A 16989-nucleotide genomic window follows, 5' to 3' on the forward strand; every position below is an offset into this window, starting at 1 on the left:
CTGCTGGGGCGCGCGTTCGGTTGTTGAGGATGCGTTCTACTGCTGGGACGCACGGTCCCTGCGATGCGTTCACCGAGGGATCGGGCCGAGTGGCCCGATCGGTTCACGCGGATCTTCCGCCCGAGTCGGCCCGCGGCGCTTCCGCCCGAGTCGGCCGGCGTCTCTCCCGCCCGCGTCAGCCCGCGGGCACCGGCGTCGCGCTGTCGCCGACGACCTTCCCGTAGTCGTTGTGGGTGCGGTACTTCTCGGTGAAGTGGCCGGAGGTCCACCTGTACGTGATCACGTTCTCCCCGGAGGGACTCGACACCGGGTCGCCCTTCTCGTACACCTGCTTGGTCACCACCAGGTCCCCGCGGTCGATCTCCGCGTAGACCGGCGGCTCCTCCGCCTTGAACACATTCTCGTACGAGCCGTCCTGCTCGCGGTACACGTAACTGCCGACACCCACCGCGTCACCGCAGGTCAGCACATTGACGACGACATCGTCCGCGGAGCCTTCGGTCAGATTGCCGTAGGAGACGTCCACCGGGTACTCGTCGGCGACGCACGGCTTCAGCTCGCGCTTCACCTCGGGCGCGACCTTCGGGTCGTCCTTGATGAGCTTGACCGCGTTCACGTTGTCGGGGGACTTCGACGGCGCGGCGGACGGGGTGGCGGCGGCGCCGGCCACCGAGTCGGCGTGCGCCGGGCCCTCGTCACGGGCGCCGGTCCCGCCGGCACCGCACCCGGACACCAAAAGGGCGAGGGCGGTGGGCACGGCCAGGGCCGCGCTCACCGCCTGGATACTGCCCCGGGTCCGTGCAGAACCCTCGCCGGTCAGGCCGCGCACCGCTCCCGCTCCTCACGCTCCAGCGCGCGTGCGTCCAGATCGCGGGACTCCAGCTCCTCGCGGAGCCGGGCGAGCGCCCGGTGCAGCGTGCTCTTGACCGTTCCGGCCGACATGCCGAGGGCGGCGGCCGTCTCCTCCGTGGACATCTGCTCCCAGTGTCGCAGCACCACGACACTGCGCTGCTTGGGGGCGAGGACCTTCAGGATGTCCATCAGCAGGGCGCGGTCCGCGTGCTGCTCGGTGGCGTCGTCGACCGAGGCGTCCGGGAGCTGCTCGGTCGGGACCTCCTCCAGCTTCCGCGCCCGCCACCACTCCGTGCGGGTGTTGATCATCACCCGGCGCAGATAGGCGTCGGCCAGCCGCTTGTCCTCGATGGTCTCCCAGCGGCCGTACGTCCGTACCAGCGCCGTCTGCAGCAGATCCTGCGCGTCCGTCGGGTCCGGGACCAGGCGGCGGGCACTGCGCAGCAGCGCGTCCTGCCGGGTGCGGACGTACTCCTCGAACTCGAGCACCTCGCCCTGCGCCATGGTGAACCGCCTCCCGTTTCCCCGTTCGGGCCGGCTCCCCGCCGCCCGTGCACTGCCTGTGGTCTTCCGTCGTCCCGTGTCTTCCGGGAACGCATCTGAAGGTACGGAGGCGTTGTCACGGCGCTGTCCGAAGCAGCCTGCGGCCAGCACTCGGCTGTCCGTCGGTTGTGTAACGGAAATCCGAACGGGGTAAAGAACTGGGGGTGTTGAGGCGGTTAAGGGGTGATTTGTCCACCCCGGATGCTGTGACGAACGGCGGCCCGCGGCTGTGATGTGCCTGTACGTCAGGTCAGCGGCAGCCGGTACAGACCGCCTGCCATGGGCTCCACCAGACCGTCGGAGACGAGACCGTCGAGGGCGCGGGCCCGCTGCACCGGCTCGTGCCACACCCGGTCCAGAGCGGCCTGCGGAACGGGCCCGTGCGCCTCCCGCAGCACGGCGAGCAGCCGCCCGCGCACCTGCCGGTCGGTGCCCGCGTAGGTCTGGCCCTTGCGCGGCGGACCGTCGTGCTCCGGCTTGCCCGAAAGCCGCCAGGCGCACCGCGCGGCGATCGGGCAGCGGTGACACGACTCGTTCTTCGCCGTGCACACCAGCGCGCCCAGCTCCATGGAGGCGGCGGCCCAGCGGGCGGCGGTCGGCTCGTCCTCGGGCAGCAGCGCGCGGGCCAGCCTGCGCTCGGCGGCGGTGGTGGCGTTCGGCGGGTACTGCACGCCGGTGACCGCACGGGCGAAGACCCGGCGCACGTTGGTGTCCAGCACCGGGTGCCGCTGCCCGTAGGCGAAGGAGGCGACGGCGGCGGCCGTGTACTCACCGATGCCCGGCAGCGCCAGCAGCTGGGCGTGGTCGGCCGGTACGTCACCGCCGTGCCGTTCCGTTATGGCGACGGCGGCGCCGTGCAGCCGCAGCGCGCGGCGCGGGTAGCCGAGCCGGCCCCAGGCGCGGACGGCCTCGCCGGGCGCCTCCTTGGCCAGGTCGGCGGGGCGCGGCCAGCGCTCCAGCCACTGCTCGTAGACGGGCAGGACGCGGCTCACCGGCGTCTGCTGCAGCATGAACTCACTGACCATCACCCCCCACGCCCCGGCCTCGGGACGCCGCCACGGCAGGTCACGGGCGTGTTCGCCGAACCAGTCGATGACGGGGGAGTGCAGGTCCGCTCCGAGGGGCGGGCCGGAGGGGGAGTCGGCGGGGGCGGGGATGGGCTGCGGGGGCTTCGTGGGAGCAGTCATGGCATATCGATGGTGCCACGCAAAGCCGTCCGATCGGGCACACCGCCACCCCTGAAAGAGGTGGGTACCTGGCGATCGACAGCAGTGCGGGCAGGTCTGGCACTTGTAGCGTCGGGCGCATGGAACCTCCCGGCCCGGCCTCGCTCGCCCGTGGCGTCCTCCTCTGGGCCGCCTTCGCCGTCCCGGCGCTCACGGCGGACCGGATCGGGCTGAACGAGCCGCGGTCTGGCTGGCAGCAGGCGGCCGGTGTGGCCGTGCTGGCCGTGGCCGTCGCCGTGTCCCGGCGGCTGCCGCCGGTCGCCTTCGTGCTGGTGGCCGCCCTGAGCATGACCGCCACCCCGGCCCTGTTCACCGTCTCCTACGGTCCCGCCCTCGGCGTGTGCGCGCTGCTGCTCGGGCTGCGGGCGGGCCAGGCGCGCCCCGCAGTGCTGTGCTTCGCCGCTGTCGGCTGCGCGGGGACCGCACGGATCGTGCTCACCGGCGTGGACCCGGCCCCCGAGTGGCTCGTCATGACGGGCACGCTGCTCTTCGGCTGTGTCTTCCCCTGGCTCGGCGGGCGCTACTGGCGGCAGAGCCGCGAGCTGGCCGAGGCGGGATGGCTGCGCGCCGCCAGGCTGGAGGACGAGGCCGGCCTCGCCGAGGAGCGCGCACGGCTGCGCGAACGGGCCCGGATCGCCCAGGACATGCACGACTCCCTCGGCCACGAGCTGAGCCTCATCGCCCTGCGTGCCGGCGCCCTCCAGGTCGCTCCCGGCCTCGGCGACGAACACCGGGCGGCGGCGGCCGACCTGCGCGCGGCCGCCGCCGACGCCACCGACCGGCTGCAGCGCATCATCGGCGTCCTGCGCGAGGACGACGACGAGCCGGTGCCGCTGTCCCCGGCCGGCGAGACCCTGGAGCAATTGGTCGCCCGCGCCGCCGAGTCTGGCCTCCCGGTGCGCTGGGAGCCGGGCGGACGGGACCCGGCCGCGGGCCCGCACTCCTCCGGTCCCGGCGAGGTCGCCGAGCGGTTGCTGCACCGCGTGGTCCGGGAGGCGCTGACCAACGCGGCACGGCACGCACCGGGCGCCCCCGTGGTCGTGGCGGTCACCGGATGCGCGGCGGGCACCTCCGTCACCGTCACCAATGGCCGCCCGACACAGGACGGTTCCCGGCCCTCGGGAGGCGGCACGGGCCTGCTCGGGCTGCGGGCGGCGGTGGCGTCCGTCGGCGGCGAGTTCGAGGCCGGTGCGCATGGGGAGGGCTTCCGGGTCCGGGCGTACGTCCCTGGGCAGCCGGTCGCGGCCAGGACCCCGCGCCCGGCCCGGGCGCCGTTCACGCACGCCCGCCGCCGGGTCGCCGCCGGCCTCGGCACCGCGGCCGGCGTGGGCGTGGTGCTCGTCGGCGCCGCCTTCGGCTGGTACGCGTATGCCGAGACCCACTCGGTGCTCGAACCCGCCGCGTACGCGAAGCTCCGCGTGGGCGCTCCGGTCGCCGAGGTCGAGCGGGTGCTGCCCGAGCGCGACGTCAACGACCCGCCCGAGGAGCGGGCCCCGGCCCCGCCCGACGGAGCCGACTGCCGCTACTACCGCGCGAGCGGGGAACTCTTCGTCTCCGTCGCGCACTTCAGACTTTGCTTCGACGCCGGACGGCTGGTCGCCAAGGACGTGGTCCCCGGCGTCGGCCTGTCCGGCGAAGGCCGGGAAGAGTACGAGGAGTTCGCACGATGAGTACCGGAGACACGAGCGGGGCGCCGATCCGCGTGCTGCTGGCCGACGACGAGGCGATGGTCCGGGCCGGCGTGCGCGCCATCCTGGGCAGCGGCGGCGAGACGGAGGTCGTCGCCGAGGCGGGCGACGGACGCGAGGCGGTGGAACTGGCCCGCGCCCACCGCCCGGACGTGGCCCTGCTCGACATCCGCATGCCGCGCCTGGACGGTCTCGCGGCGGCGGAGGAGATCGTACGGACCGTGCCCGGCACGGCCGTCGCGATGCTCACCACCTTCTCCGAGGGCGCCTATGTGACCCGCGCCCTGGGCGGCGGCGTCACCGGGTTCCTGCTGAAGTCCGGGGATCCGTACGAACTCATCGCGGGGGTACGGGCGGTGGCCGCCGGCGCCGCGTTCCTCTCGCCCAAGGTGGCCCGGTACGTCATCGACGAGGGCCTCGGCGGCGGCCGCCTCACCCGTGAGGCGCGGGCACGCGCGCGGGTAACCGCTCTGAGTCCCCGCGAGCGCGAGGTGCTCGGCCTGGTCGGCGCGGGCCTGTCCAACCCGGAGATCGCCGCCCGCCTGCATCTCGTCGAGGGCACGGTGAAGGCGTACGTGAGCGCGGTCCTGGAGCGGCTGGGTGTCCGCAACCGGGTGCAGGCGGCGATCGTCGCGTACGAGGCGGGTCTGGTGGAGCAGTGACCGCAGGGTGCGACAGCGCCAGTGAGCCGGGGACGAGCCGCTGAGCACGCCGGTGCGCCGGGCGTCCCGGCTCACCGGCGCGCGTGCGTCTCGTACGACGGGCCGGGCGCCGGGCCCGGCCCCGGAACCCACCGCACGGCTGGTGCCGACGAGGTGCGCATCGCCCCGGCCAGTCGCGTCATCGAATCCCTGCCCAGCCGTACGACGACGAGGGCGACGAGCGTGCCGAGCACCAACCCCGCTATGACGTCGTGCGGATAGTGCACACCGACGAAGACCCGGGAGAAGGCCATCAGCAGGGCGAGCGGGGCCGTCAGCCACAGCAGCGCGCGCCGCACTACGGCCAGGGAGACCGCCGCGGCGCCCGCGATGGTGGCGTGGTTGGACGGGAAGGACCAGTCGCCGTGCGGCGGGCACGCGGCCAGTGACGCGGCCGCCCCGGCCACCGCACGGCACGGACGCTCTTCCGCGACAGCGGACTTGAGCACCTCACTGCACACGTACGCCATGGCCGTGGCCAGAGGTGCAAGGGCCGCGATCGCGAACGCACGGGGGCTGCCCCGGCGGGCACGCCACCAGGCTGTCGCGCACAGCCCGGCGAACACCAGCAGTCCGGCCTCCGTCCATATCCCAGCGCCGTGCTGTACCCAGTTCGGGGTGTCGTGGGCGAAGTCGGTGATGTCGCGGTAGAGCGCGGTGTCCTCGAAGTCCATGGTCACAGACGGTAGGCGGCGGGCCCATATCGTCACACCCAGCGATCGTCGGGTTCCGTACCTGACGAAAGACAGGGATGGAAACCGGGATTGCGAAATGATGATCCGGAAAAGTTGTTCGCCCGACGGCGGGTGGGACCGGCGAACGCGCCGATCTCTCGTAAGGTTTGCGCCGTGGGATCTCTGCGCAATCCGGTCGGGCCGCTTCCCTCCTCCATCTACTGGCGTCGGAGGGTCGTACTGGTGTCTGTGGTCGCCGTGTTGGCGCTGCTGACCACCTGGATCGTGACGATGGGCGGGGGCGGCAAGGACCGCGACAACGGCGCCGACGGCAAGAATCCCGCGCCCTCCATCACGCCCGGCCCGTCGAGTTCGGGCCCGGCCATCAGCCAAGCGCCCGGCGGACGCGACGAGTCGGGCGGCGGCGGTTCCGGCGGCTCGTCGTCGGGGTCCGGTGACGGCTCCGGCGACGGATCGGGTGACGGCTCGGGAGACGGCTCCGGCTCGGGCTCCGGCGACGGTTCCGGCTCGGGCGGTTCCGAGGGCTCGGGCGGCTCCGGCGGCTCGGGGAGCGGTGCCACCGCGGGTGGCGTCGGCGCGGGCGACACACTGCCGGCCGGCTCCACCCTGCCCAACTGCACCGCGAGCGCGGTCAAGTTCAGCCTGCGCAGCCGGCACAACACCTACGACCCCGAGCAGACGCCCACCTTCCTGCTGACCGCCCGGAACGTCTCCGGCAGCGACTGCAAGATCGATCTCGGGCCGAAGAACGCGGTGTTCACCATCGCCCCGGCGAGCAGCGACGACGACTACTGGTCCTCCGAGGACTGCCCCAAGGCCGCCGCGCACCAGCTGTACCGGGTCGCCGCCGGCAGCGGCATCACCTACACCGTGAAGTGGGACCGCAAGCCGAGCGCCCCCGAGTGCGCCACGCCGCCGGCGGGCTCGGCCGGGGCGGGCACCTACCTGGTGGAAGCCAAGGCCCCGGGCTTCGCGAAGGTGCAGACGTCGTTCGTGCTCTCGGCGGACTAGCGCACGGGGGCAGAGGCCGCCGACCGGTACACGGCGGCAGAGCCCGCCGTCTGGCGCACGGGCGGCAGAGGCCGCCGACTGTGCCACATGGGCGGCAGAGCCCGCCCCCGGCACACGGGCGGCAGAGACCGCCGACTGGCGCACTGGCGTCAGGGAGAGGCGGCGGGAGAGACAGCGGCGGACAAAGTCCAAGGGCGGTACCCCTTGCCGGGTACCGCCCTCAGCCGTCTCGGCAAGGTGCCCTGCGCGCCGCTAGACGTACGGCAAGGTGCCCTGCGGCCCTAGGCATACGGCAAGGTGCCCTGCGCGCCGCTAGACGTACCGCTCCAGGATCGACGACTCCGCCAGCCGCGACAGCCCCTCGCGGACGCTGCGCGCCCGGGCCTCGCCCACGCCGTCCACCGTCTGGAGGTCGTCGACGCTCGCGGCGAGCAGCTTCTGCAGCCCGCCGAAGTGCTCGACGAGGCGGTCGATGATCGCGCCGGGGAGCCGGGGCACCTTGGCGAGGAGACGGTACCCGCGCGGAGAGACCGCCGAGTCCAGCGTCTCGGGCGCGCCGGTGTAGCCCAACGCCCGGGCCACCGTGGACAGTTCGAGCAGCTCGGCATGGGTGAGGGCGTCGAGCTCGGCGAGGGCCTGGTCGACCGTGCGGGAGCGCTTGGCCGTGGGCTCGGGGACGTAGTCCCGCACGACCAGCTCGCGCTCGGGTTCCACGCCCGCGATCAGCTCGTCGAGCTGGAGGGCCAGCAGTCGGCCGTCCGTGCCCAGCTCCACCACGTACTCGGCGATCTCCGTGGCGATGCGGCGGACCATCTCCAGGCGCTGGGCGACCGCCGAGACGTCCCGGACGGTCACCAGGTCCTCGATCTCCAGCGCCGACAGCGTGCCCGCGACCTCGTCGAGGCGGAGCTTGTAGCGCTCCAGGGTCGCGAGGGCCTGGTTGGCACGGGACAGGATCGCCGCCGAGTCCTCCAGGACGCGGCGCTGGCCGTCGACGTACAGGGCGATCAGCCGCATCGACTGGGAGACGGAGACCACCGGGAAGCCGACCTGCTTGCTGACACGGTCGGCGGTGCGGTGCCGGGTGCCCGTCTCCTCCGTCGGGATCGTCGGGTCCGGGACCAGCTGCACGCCCGCGCGAAGGATCTTCGACAGGTCCGAGGACAGCACGATGCCGCCGTCCAGCTTGCACAGCTCGCGCAGACGGGTCGCGGTGAACTCGACGTCCAGCACGAAACCGCCGCTGCACAGCGCCTCGACCGTCTTGTCGGAGCCGAGCACGATGAGACCGCCGGTGTTGCCGCGGAGTACGCGCTCCAAGCCGTCACGCAGGGCGGTGCCCGGTGCCACGGCGCTCAGGGAGGCGCGCATCAGGCCATCGGTACCGGCACTCCCACCGGACTTTCCGGGAGCTGATGCCCGGTCGTTGGCTGCCACTGCACTCCTCCGGTCGCAGGTTCTGGGCGCCCCCGTGTCGCGCGCTTGGTTCGCACGGACGGGCGAGACCAGGGCAAAGTCTACCGGCGACCCTCCTCGTCCCGTGGGGCCTCTCTGCGACGGGAGCGGGGAAGGACCCGCAGGGCGTCCCCTATGTCCGCGACTTCCAGGACCTTCATGCCCGCCGGGACCTTGCCCGGATCGCCCGGGACCAGCGCGTGCGTGAAGCCCAGACGGTGGGCTTCGGCCAGTCTGCGCTGCACTCCCGTGACCCGTCTCACCTCGCCCGCGAGGCCCACTTCGCCGATCGCGACGAGGTTCTTGGGGAGAGGTGTGTCACTCGCGGCACTCGCCAGGGCGAGGGCGACGGCCAGGTCGGCGGCGGGCTCCGAAAGCTTCACACCGCCGACCGTCGCGGAGTAGATGTCCCTTTTGCCCAAGGCGCTGATCCGCCCGCGCTGTTCCAGCACCGCGAGCATCATCGAGACGCGGGAGGTCTCCAGGCCCGAGGTGGTGCGGCGCGGGGAGGGGATCTGCGAGTCGACCGTGAGCGCCTGGACCTCGGCGACCAGCGGGCGGCGGCCTTCGAGGGTGACGGTCAGGCAGGTGCCCGGGACCGGTTCGGCCCGGCGGGTCAGGAAGAGCCCGCTCGGGTCGGCGAGGCCCGTGATGCCCTCGTCGTGCAGCTCGAAGCAGCCGACCTCGTCGGTGGTGCCGTAGCGGTTCTTGACGCCTCGGACGAGACGCAGGCGGGCGTGCCGGTCGCCCTCGAAGCTCAGGACGACGTCCACCAGGTGCTCCAGCAGGCGCGGGCCCGCGATCGCGCCGTCCTTGGTGACGTGGCCCACCAGCAGCGTGGACATGCCGCGTTCCTTGGAGGCCCGGATGAGGGCTCCGGCGACCTCCCGCACCTGGGCCATGCCGCCGGGCGCGCCGTCGATCTCCGGGGACGCGACCGTCTGCACCGAGTCCATGATCAGCAGCGACGGCTTCACCGCGTCCAAGTGGCCGAGCACCGCGGCCAGATCCGTCTCGGCCGCGAGGTACAGATGGTCGTCGATGGCGCCGATGCGGTCGGCGCGCAGCCGCACCTGGCTCGCCGACTCCTCACCCGTGACGTACAGAGTGCGGTGCTCGTCGCTCGCGGACTTGGCCGCCACGTCGAGCAGGAGCGTCGACTTGCCGACGCCCGGCTCGCCCGCGACCAGCACCACCGCGCCGGGGACCAGGCCTCCGCCGAGCACGCGGTCCAGCTCGGGCACGCCGGTGGGGCGGGCGGTGGCCTGGCGGCCGTCCACCTGGCCGATGGGCAGGGCGGAGGTGGTGACCCGGCCCGGGGCCGTCGTCCGCACCGCGGGCGCGCCGTACTCCTCGACCGTCCCCCAGGCCTGGCACTCGGGGCAGCGGCCGAGCCACTTCGCCGTCTGCCAGCCGCATTCCGTGCAGCGGTAGGACGGGCGGTCCTTGGTGGTCTTCGTACGGGCAGCCATGGACGAAACCGTAGCCGCCGGCACTGACATCGCGGGGACCGGCCGACGGCGGCCATCTGCGCGCCAGGGGCCCGCCACCCCGCGCCGGCGGCGGAACCACCGGTTCATGTCCCCGATTGAGGGATCGTTTCACCCGTACGGATTAAATGTGCTCAAGCCGCCTGAAGGTGCCACTTCCGGCCCCCTACGGTCGCCGAATGATGAGCAGTACTCCGGAGATCTCGACCCGCTCGGCCCGCACGGCCGGCGCACACCGGGCGCACCGGGAAGCGCGCGACCGCGGGGCGGCGCGCACGCTGGCGCAGCGGCCGCCCGCGCGCTACGAGCCCTACCTGGACGGCCTGTTCACCTACTGCCTGTCCGTGCTGTGCGACCACGAGGCCGCGACCGCCGCCCTGGGCGACGTCCTCGCCCTCGCCGAACGCCGCGGCCGGCACGTCCCCGAGGCACCCGCGGACCGCAGGGCCTGGATGTACGCGCTGGCCCGCTGGGCGTGCCTGCGCAAGCTGGCCGAGGCCAAGCAGAAACGTCAGAGCAGCCATGCCGCGGGCCGCGCCGACCGGCAGCGCGCCGACCGTCCGGCCGCTCCGGCCCTCTCCGAAGAGGTCCAGGAGCGGCGCCGCCGCGAACTGGCCCTGCTTGCCTGGCCGGAGGCCGCCGGCACCACCCCGGAGCAGCGGGAGGCGCTCGAACTGGCCGTGCGCCACCACCTCGCGGCCCGCGAGGTCGCCGCCGTCCTCGGCATGGCCCCGGCCGCCGCCCGTGATCTGCTCGCCTCCGCCGCCTGCGAGGTGGAACGCACGCGTGCGGCCCTCGCCGTGGTGGAGACCGGAGCGTGTCCCAGCGTCGCGCACCTCGCCGGCGACGACCGGCTGGTGCTCGGCACGGCCCTGCGTGCCGAACTCGTCCGGCACGTCGACGACTGCCCGCGCTGCCGCCGCACCGCCGAGCGTGCCATCCCCGGCCGCTGGCCCGGCACCAGCGTCACACCCGCCGAACTGCCCGTCCTGCCGGCGCCCCGGGCGGCCCTGTACGTGGCCATGACCCACCATCCGCGCGCGCGGATGGCCGCACCCCGCTTCGACCGGCGCGGCTTCCCGATGGACCCCAAGGACCACGCCGCCCGCCGGGACCGCCTGCGCGCGCGTGCCGTCACCACGACCGTCGTCGCCACCGTCGTGGCCGCGCCCGTGCTGGCCCTGTGGGCCGCCTACCGCGGCACCCCGGTCGGCGAGGGCCAGGACGGCCGCTCGGCCTCCGCGCGCGAGGCGGACGACCCGTTCGGCCTGGACGGCGAGATGGCGGGCGGCGGCTACGAGAACACCGGCAACGCGAGCACCCGGCCCGGCCCCCGCTTCGGCAAGGACGGCAAGGCCGACGTCTCCGTCGAGGTCATCGGCGTCGCCGGCGCCGGCCGCGAGACCGCCCTGGAGGTCACGGCCGACAACAGCGGTGACACCACCCTGGTCACGTTGACCGCCACCGGCCCGGTCCCGGTCCGCTGGTCCGCGTCCACGGGAGCCCACTGGCTGTACCTCAGCCAGTCCTCGGGGACGCTCCGGCCCGGCGAGTCGTTGACGATCAAGGTGTACGTCGACTACCTGCGGGAGCCCGCCGGCCCCTGGCGCGCGCAGGTGACGGTCGCACCGGTGGGCGCCGTCGTGCACATCGAGGGCTACGGCGCCGCGCCCAGCCCCTCCGGCCCGGGCCCGGGCCAGGGCCCGCACCCCGGCGGGCCGGGCGACCCGACTCCGACCCAGCCCGACCCGACGCCCACGACCTCAGCCCCGGACCCGGACCCGACGCCGACCACCCCGCCCCCGTCGACCGACCCGGACCCCACGCCCACGCCGACGGACCCGGCCCCGACCGACCCCACGGGCTCGACGCCACCGCCCTCGGACAGCGGCGACCCGAGCCCGGCCACGTCGTAGCGGCCTCAGGCCACCGGAGGTGCGGGGTCCGCGGGATGCGGTGCCAGCAGCGGCAGCTGCGAGGCCAGCCGCTCCTCGCACAGCTCGGCCAGCCGGTCGTAGCCGGCCTTGCCCATCAGCTCGATCAGCTCGGGCCGGTAGGAGACGTACACGGGATCACCGGCGCCGTGCGCCGAGGTCGCCGACGTGCACCACCAGTGCAGGTCGTGGCCGCCCGGACCCCAGCCGCGGCGGTCGTACTCACCGATCGACACCTGCAGGACGCGCGTGTCGTCGGGCCGGTCGATCCACTCGTACGTCCGCCGCACCGGCAGCTGCCAGCACACGTCCGGCTTGGTCTCCAGCGGCTCGCGGCCCTCCTTCACGGCGAGGATGTGCAGCGAGCAGCCCATGCCGCCCTTGAAGCCGGGCCGGTTCTGGAAGATGCACGAGCCCTGGAAGGGCCGCGTCTGCCGCTCGCCGTCCTCGTCCTCGGAGACCCAGCCGCCCCGCGTGCCCTCGGCATGGTGCTGCCAGATGTCGGGCGTGAGCCTGGCCACATGCTCGGCGACGCGCTTCTCGTCGTCCTCGTCGGAGAAGTGGGCACCCAACGTGCAGCACCCGTCATCCGCGCGGCCCGCCTGGATGCCCTGGCAGCCGCTGCCGAAGATGCAGTTCCAGCGAGAGGTCAGCCATGTCAGATCGCAGCGGAACACCTGCTCGTCGTCCGCCGGATCGGGAAACTCCACCCACGCGCGAGCGAAGTCGAGGCCCTTCTCGTCGGAGTCCACGACAGCCGGTGATTTGTCGCGCTTCGCCTTTTTCGTCTTTGGCACGCCTCCAGGGTACGGGCCCCGGTACGGGCCTCATACCCCCACCGAGGACGGCGGACGGCCCGGTGGGCAGTAGCGTTCCGTACATGAGACTCGGTGTCCTCGACGTGGGATCGAACACGGTGCATCTGCTCGTGGTGGACGCGCACCCCGGCGCGTGCCCGCTCCCCGCCCACTCGCACAAGGCGGAACTGCGCCTCGCCCAGCTCCTCGACGACGACGGCGCGATCGGCCCCCACGGCGTCGACCGGCTGGTCTCGGTCGTCAAGGAGGCGCTCCAGGCCGCAGAGGACAAGGGCGTCGAGGAGGTCCTCCCGTTCGCGACCTCCGCCGTACGGGAGGCCCGTAACGCCGACGAGGTCCTCGAACGCGTCCGCGCCGAGACCGGCGTCGAGCTCCAGGTGCTCACCGGCTCCGAGGAGGCCCGGCTGACCTTCCTCGCCGCCCGCCGCTGGTTCGGCTGGTCGGCCGGGAAGCTGCTGGTCCTGGACATCGGCGGCGGCTCCCTGGAGATCGCCTACGGCATGGACGAGGAGCCCGACGCTGCCGCCTCCCTGCCGCTGGGTGCCGGCCGCCTCACCGCCGGCTGGCTGCCCGGCGACCCGCCCGGCCCGGACGAGGTCCGCGCCCTGCGCCGCCACGTGCGGACCGAGATCGCCCGCACGGTCGGAGAGTTCAGCCGCCTCGGCACCCCCGACCACGTCGTCGCCACGTCGAAGACCTTCAAGCAGCTGGCCCGCATCGCCGGCGCTGCCCGCTCCGCCGAGGGCCTGTACGTCCAGCGCGAGCTCAAGCGGGAGTCCCTGGAGGAATGGGTCCCGAGGCTGGCCGGCATGACGGAGGCGGAGCGGGCCGAGCTGCCCGGAGTCTCCGAGGGCAGAGCGGGCCAGCTGCTGGCGGGCGCCCTGGTGGCCGAGGCCGCGCTGGACCTGTTCGGCGTGGAGCGCGTCGAGATATGCCCCTGGGCGCTGCGGGAGGGCGTGATCCTGCGTCGCCTGGATCACATGGAGTCCGTGTAGGGGCCCGCTCGTCTATGGCAAACACCACAACGGCCAAGAGGCCCCCCACGCCACCCCGACCACACCCCGTAATCTGTCCTGCATGGCAGAGCCAGCCGTGAAGATCCCGGACGCGAAGGTCGCCCTGTCGACGGCCTCGGTCTACCCGGAGTCGACGGCCACGGCCTTCGAGATCGCCGCGCGCCTCGGCTACGACGGAGTCGAGGTCATGGTCTGGACCGACCCGGTCAGCCAGGACATCGAGGCCCTGCGCAGACTCAGCGACTACCACCGGATCCCGATCCTCGCCGTCCACGCCCCCTGCCTGCTCATCACGCAGCGCGTGTGGTCCACCGACCCGTGGACCAAGCTCCAGCGGGCCCGTGCGGCGGCCGAGAAGCTCGACGCGAGCACCGTCGTCGTCCACCCTCCGTTCCGCTGGCAGCGCCAGTACGCCCGGGACTTCGTCACCGGCATCTGGCGCATGGCGAACGAGACGGACGTACGGTTCGCCGTCGAAAACATGTACCCCTGGCGCTACCGCGACCGCGAGATGCTCGCGTACGCCCCCGACTGGGACGTCACGAAGGACGACTACCGGCACTTCACGATCGATCTCAGCCACACCGCGACGGCCCGCTCCGACGCGCTGGACATGGTCGACCGCATGGGGGACCGGCTCGGGCACGTCCACCTCGCCGACGGCAGGGGTTCCGCCAAGGACGAGCACCTGGTGCCCGGCCGCGGCACACAGCCCTGCGCCGAGGTGCTGGAGCGCCTCGCCCTGACCGGCTTCGACGGGCACGTGGTCATCGAGGTCAACACCCGTCGCGCCATGTCGAGCGCGGAGCGCGAGGCCGATCTGGCGGAGGCCCTGGCCTTCACCCGCCTGCATCTGGCCTCGGCGGTGAAGGTGCCGCGGCGATGAACGACCGGCCCCCGGCCGGCACCGGCTCCGGCACCGCCCGCCGCCGCGGCCGCCCTCCGCGTGCGGAGGCCGCGGACACCCGCGACCGCATCCTGACCGCCGCCCGCGACGAGTTCTCCGAGCGCGGCTACGAGAAGACCTCCGTGCGCGGCATCGCCAAGTCCGCCGGCGTGGACTCGGCCCTCGTGCACCACTACTTCGGCACCAAGGAGCAGGTCTTCGAGGCGGCGATCACCCAGTCCTTCGGGCCCGCTCTACAGGCCCCGAAGGCCATCGAGGAGGGCCCGCTCGACGGGGTGGGGGAGCGCCTGGCGCGCTTCTTCTTCGGGGTCTGGGAGAACCCGGCGACCCGTGCCCCTCTGCTGGCCATCGTCCGGTCCGCCGTCACCAACGAGACCGCGGCCGCCGTCTTCCGGCGGATCATCGCCGCCCAGGTGCTGCGCCGCATCGCCGTGCAGCTGGAGCTGCCGGACGCCGAGCTGCGTGCGGAGCTCGCCGCCGCCCAGCTCGTCGGCACCGCGATCCTGCGGTACGTCATCAAGATCGAGCCCCTGGCCTCGGCGGACCCGGAGCAGGTCATCGCGCGGCTCGCACCCGTCGTACAGGGACATCTGACCGATCCGTAAGGCGTGCGGGTGACCGATCCGCACGGCGTGCAGGTGCCGTCGTCCGAGACAGTCATCCCGCATTTCGGACACACCGTCCCGCCCACTGGATGACCGGCGTACGCTCGACAGCAGTCAGAAATCCCCAATCCTCTGACGCCGTCTCTGAAGGAGCGAGCGACGATGCCCGAGCTGAGGTCCCGCACAGTCACCCACGGCCGCAACATGGCGGGCGCCCGCGCCCTTATGCGCGCCTCCGGTGTACCGGGTGCGGACATCGGCCGCAAGCCGATCATCGCGGTCGCCAACAGCTTCACCGAGTTCGTGCCCGGCCACACGCACCTGGCGCCGGTCGGCCGGATCGTCAGCGAGGCGGTCGTCGCCGCCGGCGGCATCCCGCGCGAGTTCAACACGATCGCCGTCGACGACGGCATCGCCATGGGCCACGGCGGCATGCTCTACTCCCTGCCCTCCCGCGACCTCATCGCGGACAGCGTGGAGTACATGGTCGAGGCGCATTGCGCCGACGCCCTGATCTGCATCTCCAACTGCGACAAGATCACCCCGGGCATGCTGAACGCCGCCCTGCGGCTGAACATCCCGACGGTCTTCGTCTCCGGCGGCCCGATGGAGTCCGGCCGCGCCACCCTGGTCGACGGCACGGTCCGCACGCTCGACCTGGTCGACGCGATCTCCGACGCCGTGAACGACAAGATCTCGGACGAGGACATCCTCCGTATCGAGGAGAACGCCTGTCCGACCTGCGGTTCCTGTTCCGGCATGTTCACCGCCAACTCGATGAACTGCCTGACCGAGGCCATCGGCCTGTCCCTCCCGGGCAACGGCTCGGTCCTCGCCACGCACACGGCCCGCAAACAGCTGTACGTGAACGCGGCCAACACGGTCATGGACATCACCCGCCGCTACTACGACCAGGACGACGAGACGGTCCTGCCCCGCAGCGTGGCGTCCTTCGCGGCCTTCGAGAACGCCATGGCCCTCGACATCGCCATGGGCGGCTCCACCAACACGATCCTGCACCTGCTGGCCGCCGCCCAGGAGGCGGGCGTCCCCTTCGGCCTGGACGAGATCAACGCCGTCTCGCGCCGGGTGCCGTGCCTGGCCAAGGTCGCCCCGAACGTCGCCAAGGACCGCACGTACTACATGGAGGACGTGCACCGCGCCGGCGGCATCCCCGCCCTGCTCGGCGAGCTGCACCGGGCCGGTCTGCTCAACGAGGACGTGCACTCCGTGCACAGCCCGTCCCTCGCCGACTGGCTGAAGACCTGGGACGTGCGGGGCGGCTCCCCGTCCGCCGAGGCCGTCGAGCTGTGGCACGCGGCCCCCGGCTGCGTCCGCTCCGCCGAGGCCTTCTCCCAGTCCGAGCGCTGGGAGGCCCTGGACGAGGACGCCGAGTGCGGCTGCATCCGCTCCGCCGAGCACGCCTACTCCAAGGACGGCGGCCTCGCGGTCCTCAAGGGCAACCTGGCCGTGGACGGCTGCGTCGTGAAGACGGCCGGTGTCGACGAGTCCATCTGGACCTTCGAGGGCCCGGCGGTCGTCTGCGAGTCGCAGGAGGAGGCCGTCCAGAAGATCCTCACCCAGCAGGTCAAGGACGGCGACGTCGTCGTCATCCGCTATGAGGGCCCCAAGGGCGGCCCCGGCATGCAGGAGATGCTCTACCCGACCTCGTACCTCAAGGGCCGCGGCCTCGGGAAGACCTGCGCGCTGGTCACGGACGGCCGCTTCTCCGGCGGCACCTCCGGCCTGTCCATCGGCCACGCCTCGCCCGAGGCGGCCGCGGGCGGCACCATCGCCCTGGTCGAAGACGGCGACCGCGTCCGCATCGACATCCCGAACCGCTCCATCGAGCTGCTGGTGGACGACGCCGAGCTGGCCCGCCGCGAGCGGGCGCTGAACGGCGTGTACGCCCCGAAGAACCGCGACCGCAAGGTCTCGGCGGCGCTGCGGGCCTACGCGGCGATGGCGACCAGCGCGGACAAGGGCGCGGTGCGGGACGTTTCGAAGCTGGGCTGATCCCTGTTCGCGCCGAGGGCCGTCTCCCGCTG

At 73.0% G+C, this 16989-nt stretch carries 15 protein-coding genes; 8 read left to right on the forward strand and 7 right to left on the reverse strand.

Annotation, left to right across the window (positions count from 1 at the left end):
- Positions 1-175: 175 nt before the first annotated feature.
- The 3 genes from RFN52_RS22800 to RFN52_RS22810 all read right to left on the reverse strand — a co-directional run bounded on the left by RFN52_RS22800 (position 176) and on the right by RFN52_RS22810 (position 2582).
- Positions 176-829, reverse strand: a complete 654-nt coding sequence (locus RFN52_RS22800; protein ID WP_184848533.1) for a hypothetical protein — start codon at positions 827-829, stop codon at positions 176-178.
- The gene (locus RFN52_RS22805; protein WP_030251439.1) at positions 817-1356 is read right to left on the reverse strand and encodes a SigE family RNA polymerase sigma factor; all 540 of its coding nucleotides are present in this window, start codon (positions 1354-1356) and stop codon (positions 817-819) included. Before RFN52_RS22805 ends, RFN52_RS22800 begins: the two co-directional genes overlap by 13 nt.
- Positions 1357-1640: 284 nt before the next feature.
- Positions 1641-2582 carry an HhH-GPD family protein gene (locus tag RFN52_RS22810; protein ID WP_184848535.1) on the reverse strand — a complete coding sequence of 314 codons (942 nt, stop codon included), beginning with the start codon at positions 2580-2582 and terminating at the stop codon, positions 1641-1643.
- A gap of 119 nt (positions 2583-2701) precedes the next feature.
- On the opposite strand from RFN52_RS22810, the gene RFN52_RS22815 reads away from it, so the two are divergent.
- Together RFN52_RS22815 and RFN52_RS22820 are read left to right on the forward strand one after the other, a co-directional pair.
- A complete protein-coding gene (locus RFN52_RS22815) occupies positions 2702-4291 on the forward strand; it encodes a sensor histidine kinase (RefSeq protein ID WP_184848537.1) in 1590 nt (529 codons plus the stop codon).
- Positions 4288-4971 (forward strand): response regulator transcription factor, encoded by a 684-nt coding sequence (locus tag RFN52_RS22820; RefSeq protein ID WP_184848539.1) that lies wholly within the window; start codon positions 4288-4290, stop codon positions 4969-4971. The genes RFN52_RS22815 and RFN52_RS22820 overlap by 4 nt, the downstream gene beginning before the upstream one ends.
- Positions 4972-5042: 71 nt before the next feature.
- Here the strand turns inward: RFN52_RS22820 and RFN52_RS22825 are convergent, their stop codons facing one another.
- Positions 5043-5684, reverse strand: a complete 642-nt coding sequence (locus RFN52_RS22825; protein ID WP_184848540.1) for a phosphatase PAP2 family protein — start codon at positions 5682-5684, stop codon at positions 5043-5045.
- Between the two features lie 174 nt (positions 5685-5858).
- Between RFN52_RS22825 and RFN52_RS22830 the strand changes: the two genes are divergently transcribed.
- Positions 5859-6716 carry a hypothetical protein gene (locus RFN52_RS22830; RefSeq protein WP_184848542.1) on the forward strand — a complete coding sequence of 286 codons (858 nt, stop codon included), beginning with the start codon at positions 5859-5861 and terminating at the stop codon, positions 6714-6716.
- 312 nt (positions 6717-7028) lie between these two features.
- Here the strand turns inward: RFN52_RS22830 and disA are convergent, their stop codons facing one another.
- Both disA and radA read right to left on the reverse strand, forming a co-directional pair.
- Entirely contained in the window at positions 7029-8153 is a 1125-nt protein-coding gene (disA, locus tag RFN52_RS22835) for a DNA integrity scanning diadenylate cyclase DisA (RefSeq protein ID WP_031104906.1), read from the reverse strand.
- Positions 8154-8233: 80 nt separating this feature from the next.
- Positions 8234-9643: a DNA repair protein RadA gene (gene radA, locus RFN52_RS22840; protein ID WP_107460301.1), complete on the reverse strand. Its 1410-nt coding sequence runs from the start codon at positions 9641-9643 to the stop codon at positions 8234-8236.
- A gap of 197 nt (positions 9644-9840) precedes the next feature.
- On the opposite strand from radA, the gene RFN52_RS22845 reads away from it, so the two are divergent.
- Positions 9841-11577, forward strand: coding sequence for a BACON domain-containing protein (locus RFN52_RS22845; RefSeq protein WP_184848544.1), 1737 nt, complete (start codon positions 9841-9843; stop codon positions 11575-11577).
- Between the two features lie 5 nt (positions 11578-11582).
- Here RFN52_RS22845 and RFN52_RS22850 read toward each other — a convergent pair whose 3' ends face one another.
- Positions 11583-12392, reverse strand: coding sequence for a DUF3109 family protein (locus tag RFN52_RS22850; RefSeq protein ID WP_184848546.1), 810 nt, complete (start codon positions 12390-12392; stop codon positions 11583-11585).
- Between the two features lie 83 nt (positions 12393-12475).
- Here RFN52_RS22850 and RFN52_RS22855 point away from each other — a divergent pair, with 83 nt between their 5' ends.
- From RFN52_RS22855 to ilvD, 4 genes are all read left to right on the forward strand, one after another.
- Entirely contained in the window at positions 12476-13408 is a 933-nt protein-coding gene (locus tag RFN52_RS22855) for a Ppx/GppA family phosphatase (RefSeq protein ID WP_184848548.1), read from the forward strand.
- An 82-nt stretch (positions 13409-13490) separates the two neighbouring features.
- On the forward strand, positions 13491-14315 hold the full coding sequence (locus RFN52_RS22860) for a sugar phosphate isomerase/epimerase family protein (protein WP_184848550.1): 825 nt from the start codon (positions 13491-13493) through the stop codon (positions 14313-14315).
- Entirely contained in the window at positions 14312-14941 is a 630-nt protein-coding gene (locus RFN52_RS22865; protein ID WP_184848551.1) for a TetR/AcrR family transcriptional regulator, read from the forward strand. The genes RFN52_RS22860 and RFN52_RS22865 overlap by 4 nt, the downstream gene beginning before the upstream one ends.
- A gap of 162 nt (positions 14942-15103) precedes the next feature.
- Positions 15104-16957 (forward strand): dihydroxy-acid dehydratase, encoded by a 1854-nt coding sequence (gene ilvD, locus RFN52_RS22870; RefSeq protein ID WP_184848553.1) that lies wholly within the window; start codon positions 15104-15106, stop codon positions 16955-16957.
- The last annotated feature ends 32 nt before the right edge of the window (positions 16958-16989 follow it).

It is taken from the genome of Streptomyces collinus (genome assembly GCF_031348265.1).
GTDB classification, from domain to species: Bacteria; Actinomycetota; Actinomycetes; order Streptomycetales; family Streptomycetaceae; genus Streptomyces; species Streptomyces collinus.

Excerpts from the sequence above, each read along its gene's own strand:
- radA (WP_107460301.1), bottom strand. The coding sequence starts at position 9,643 with ATGGCTGCCCGTACGAAGACCACCAAGGACCGCCCGTCCTACCGCTGC.
- RFN52_RS22815 (WP_184848537.1), top strand. The coding sequence starts at position 2,702 with ATGGAACCTCCCGGCCCGGCCTCGCTCGCCCGTGGCGTCCTCCTCTGG.
- RFN52_RS22820 (WP_184848539.1), top strand. The coding sequence starts at position 4,288 with ATGAGTACCGGAGACACGAGCGGGGCGCCGATCCGCGTGCTGCTGGCC.
- RFN52_RS22805 (WP_030251439.1), bottom strand. The coding sequence starts at position 1,356 with ATGGCGCAGGGCGAGGTGCTCGAGTTCGAGGAGTACGTCCGCACCCGG.
- RFN52_RS22860 (WP_184848550.1), top strand. The coding sequence starts at position 13,491 with ATGGCAGAGCCAGCCGTGAAGATCCCGGACGCGAAGGTCGCCCTGTCG.
- ilvD (WP_184848553.1), top strand. The coding sequence starts at position 15,104 with ATGCCCGAGCTGAGGTCCCGCACAGTCACCCACGGCCGCAACATGGCG.
- RFN52_RS22825 (WP_184848540.1), bottom strand. The coding sequence starts at position 5,684 with ATGGACTTCGAGGACACCGCGCTCTACCGCGACATCACCGACTTCGCC.
- RFN52_RS22865 (WP_184848551.1), top strand. The coding sequence starts at position 14,312 with ATGAACGACCGGCCCCCGGCCGGCACCGGCTCCGGCACCGCCCGCCGC.
- RFN52_RS22855 (WP_184848548.1), top strand. The coding sequence starts at position 12,476 with ATGAGACTCGGTGTCCTCGACGTGGGATCGAACACGGTGCATCTGCTC.
- RFN52_RS22845 (WP_184848544.1), top strand. The coding sequence starts at position 9,841 with ATGATGAGCAGTACTCCGGAGATCTCGACCCGCTCGGCCCGCACGGCC.
- RFN52_RS22810 (WP_184848535.1), bottom strand. The coding sequence starts at position 2,582 with ATGACTGCTCCCACGAAGCCCCCGCAGCCCATCCCCGCCCCCGCCGAC.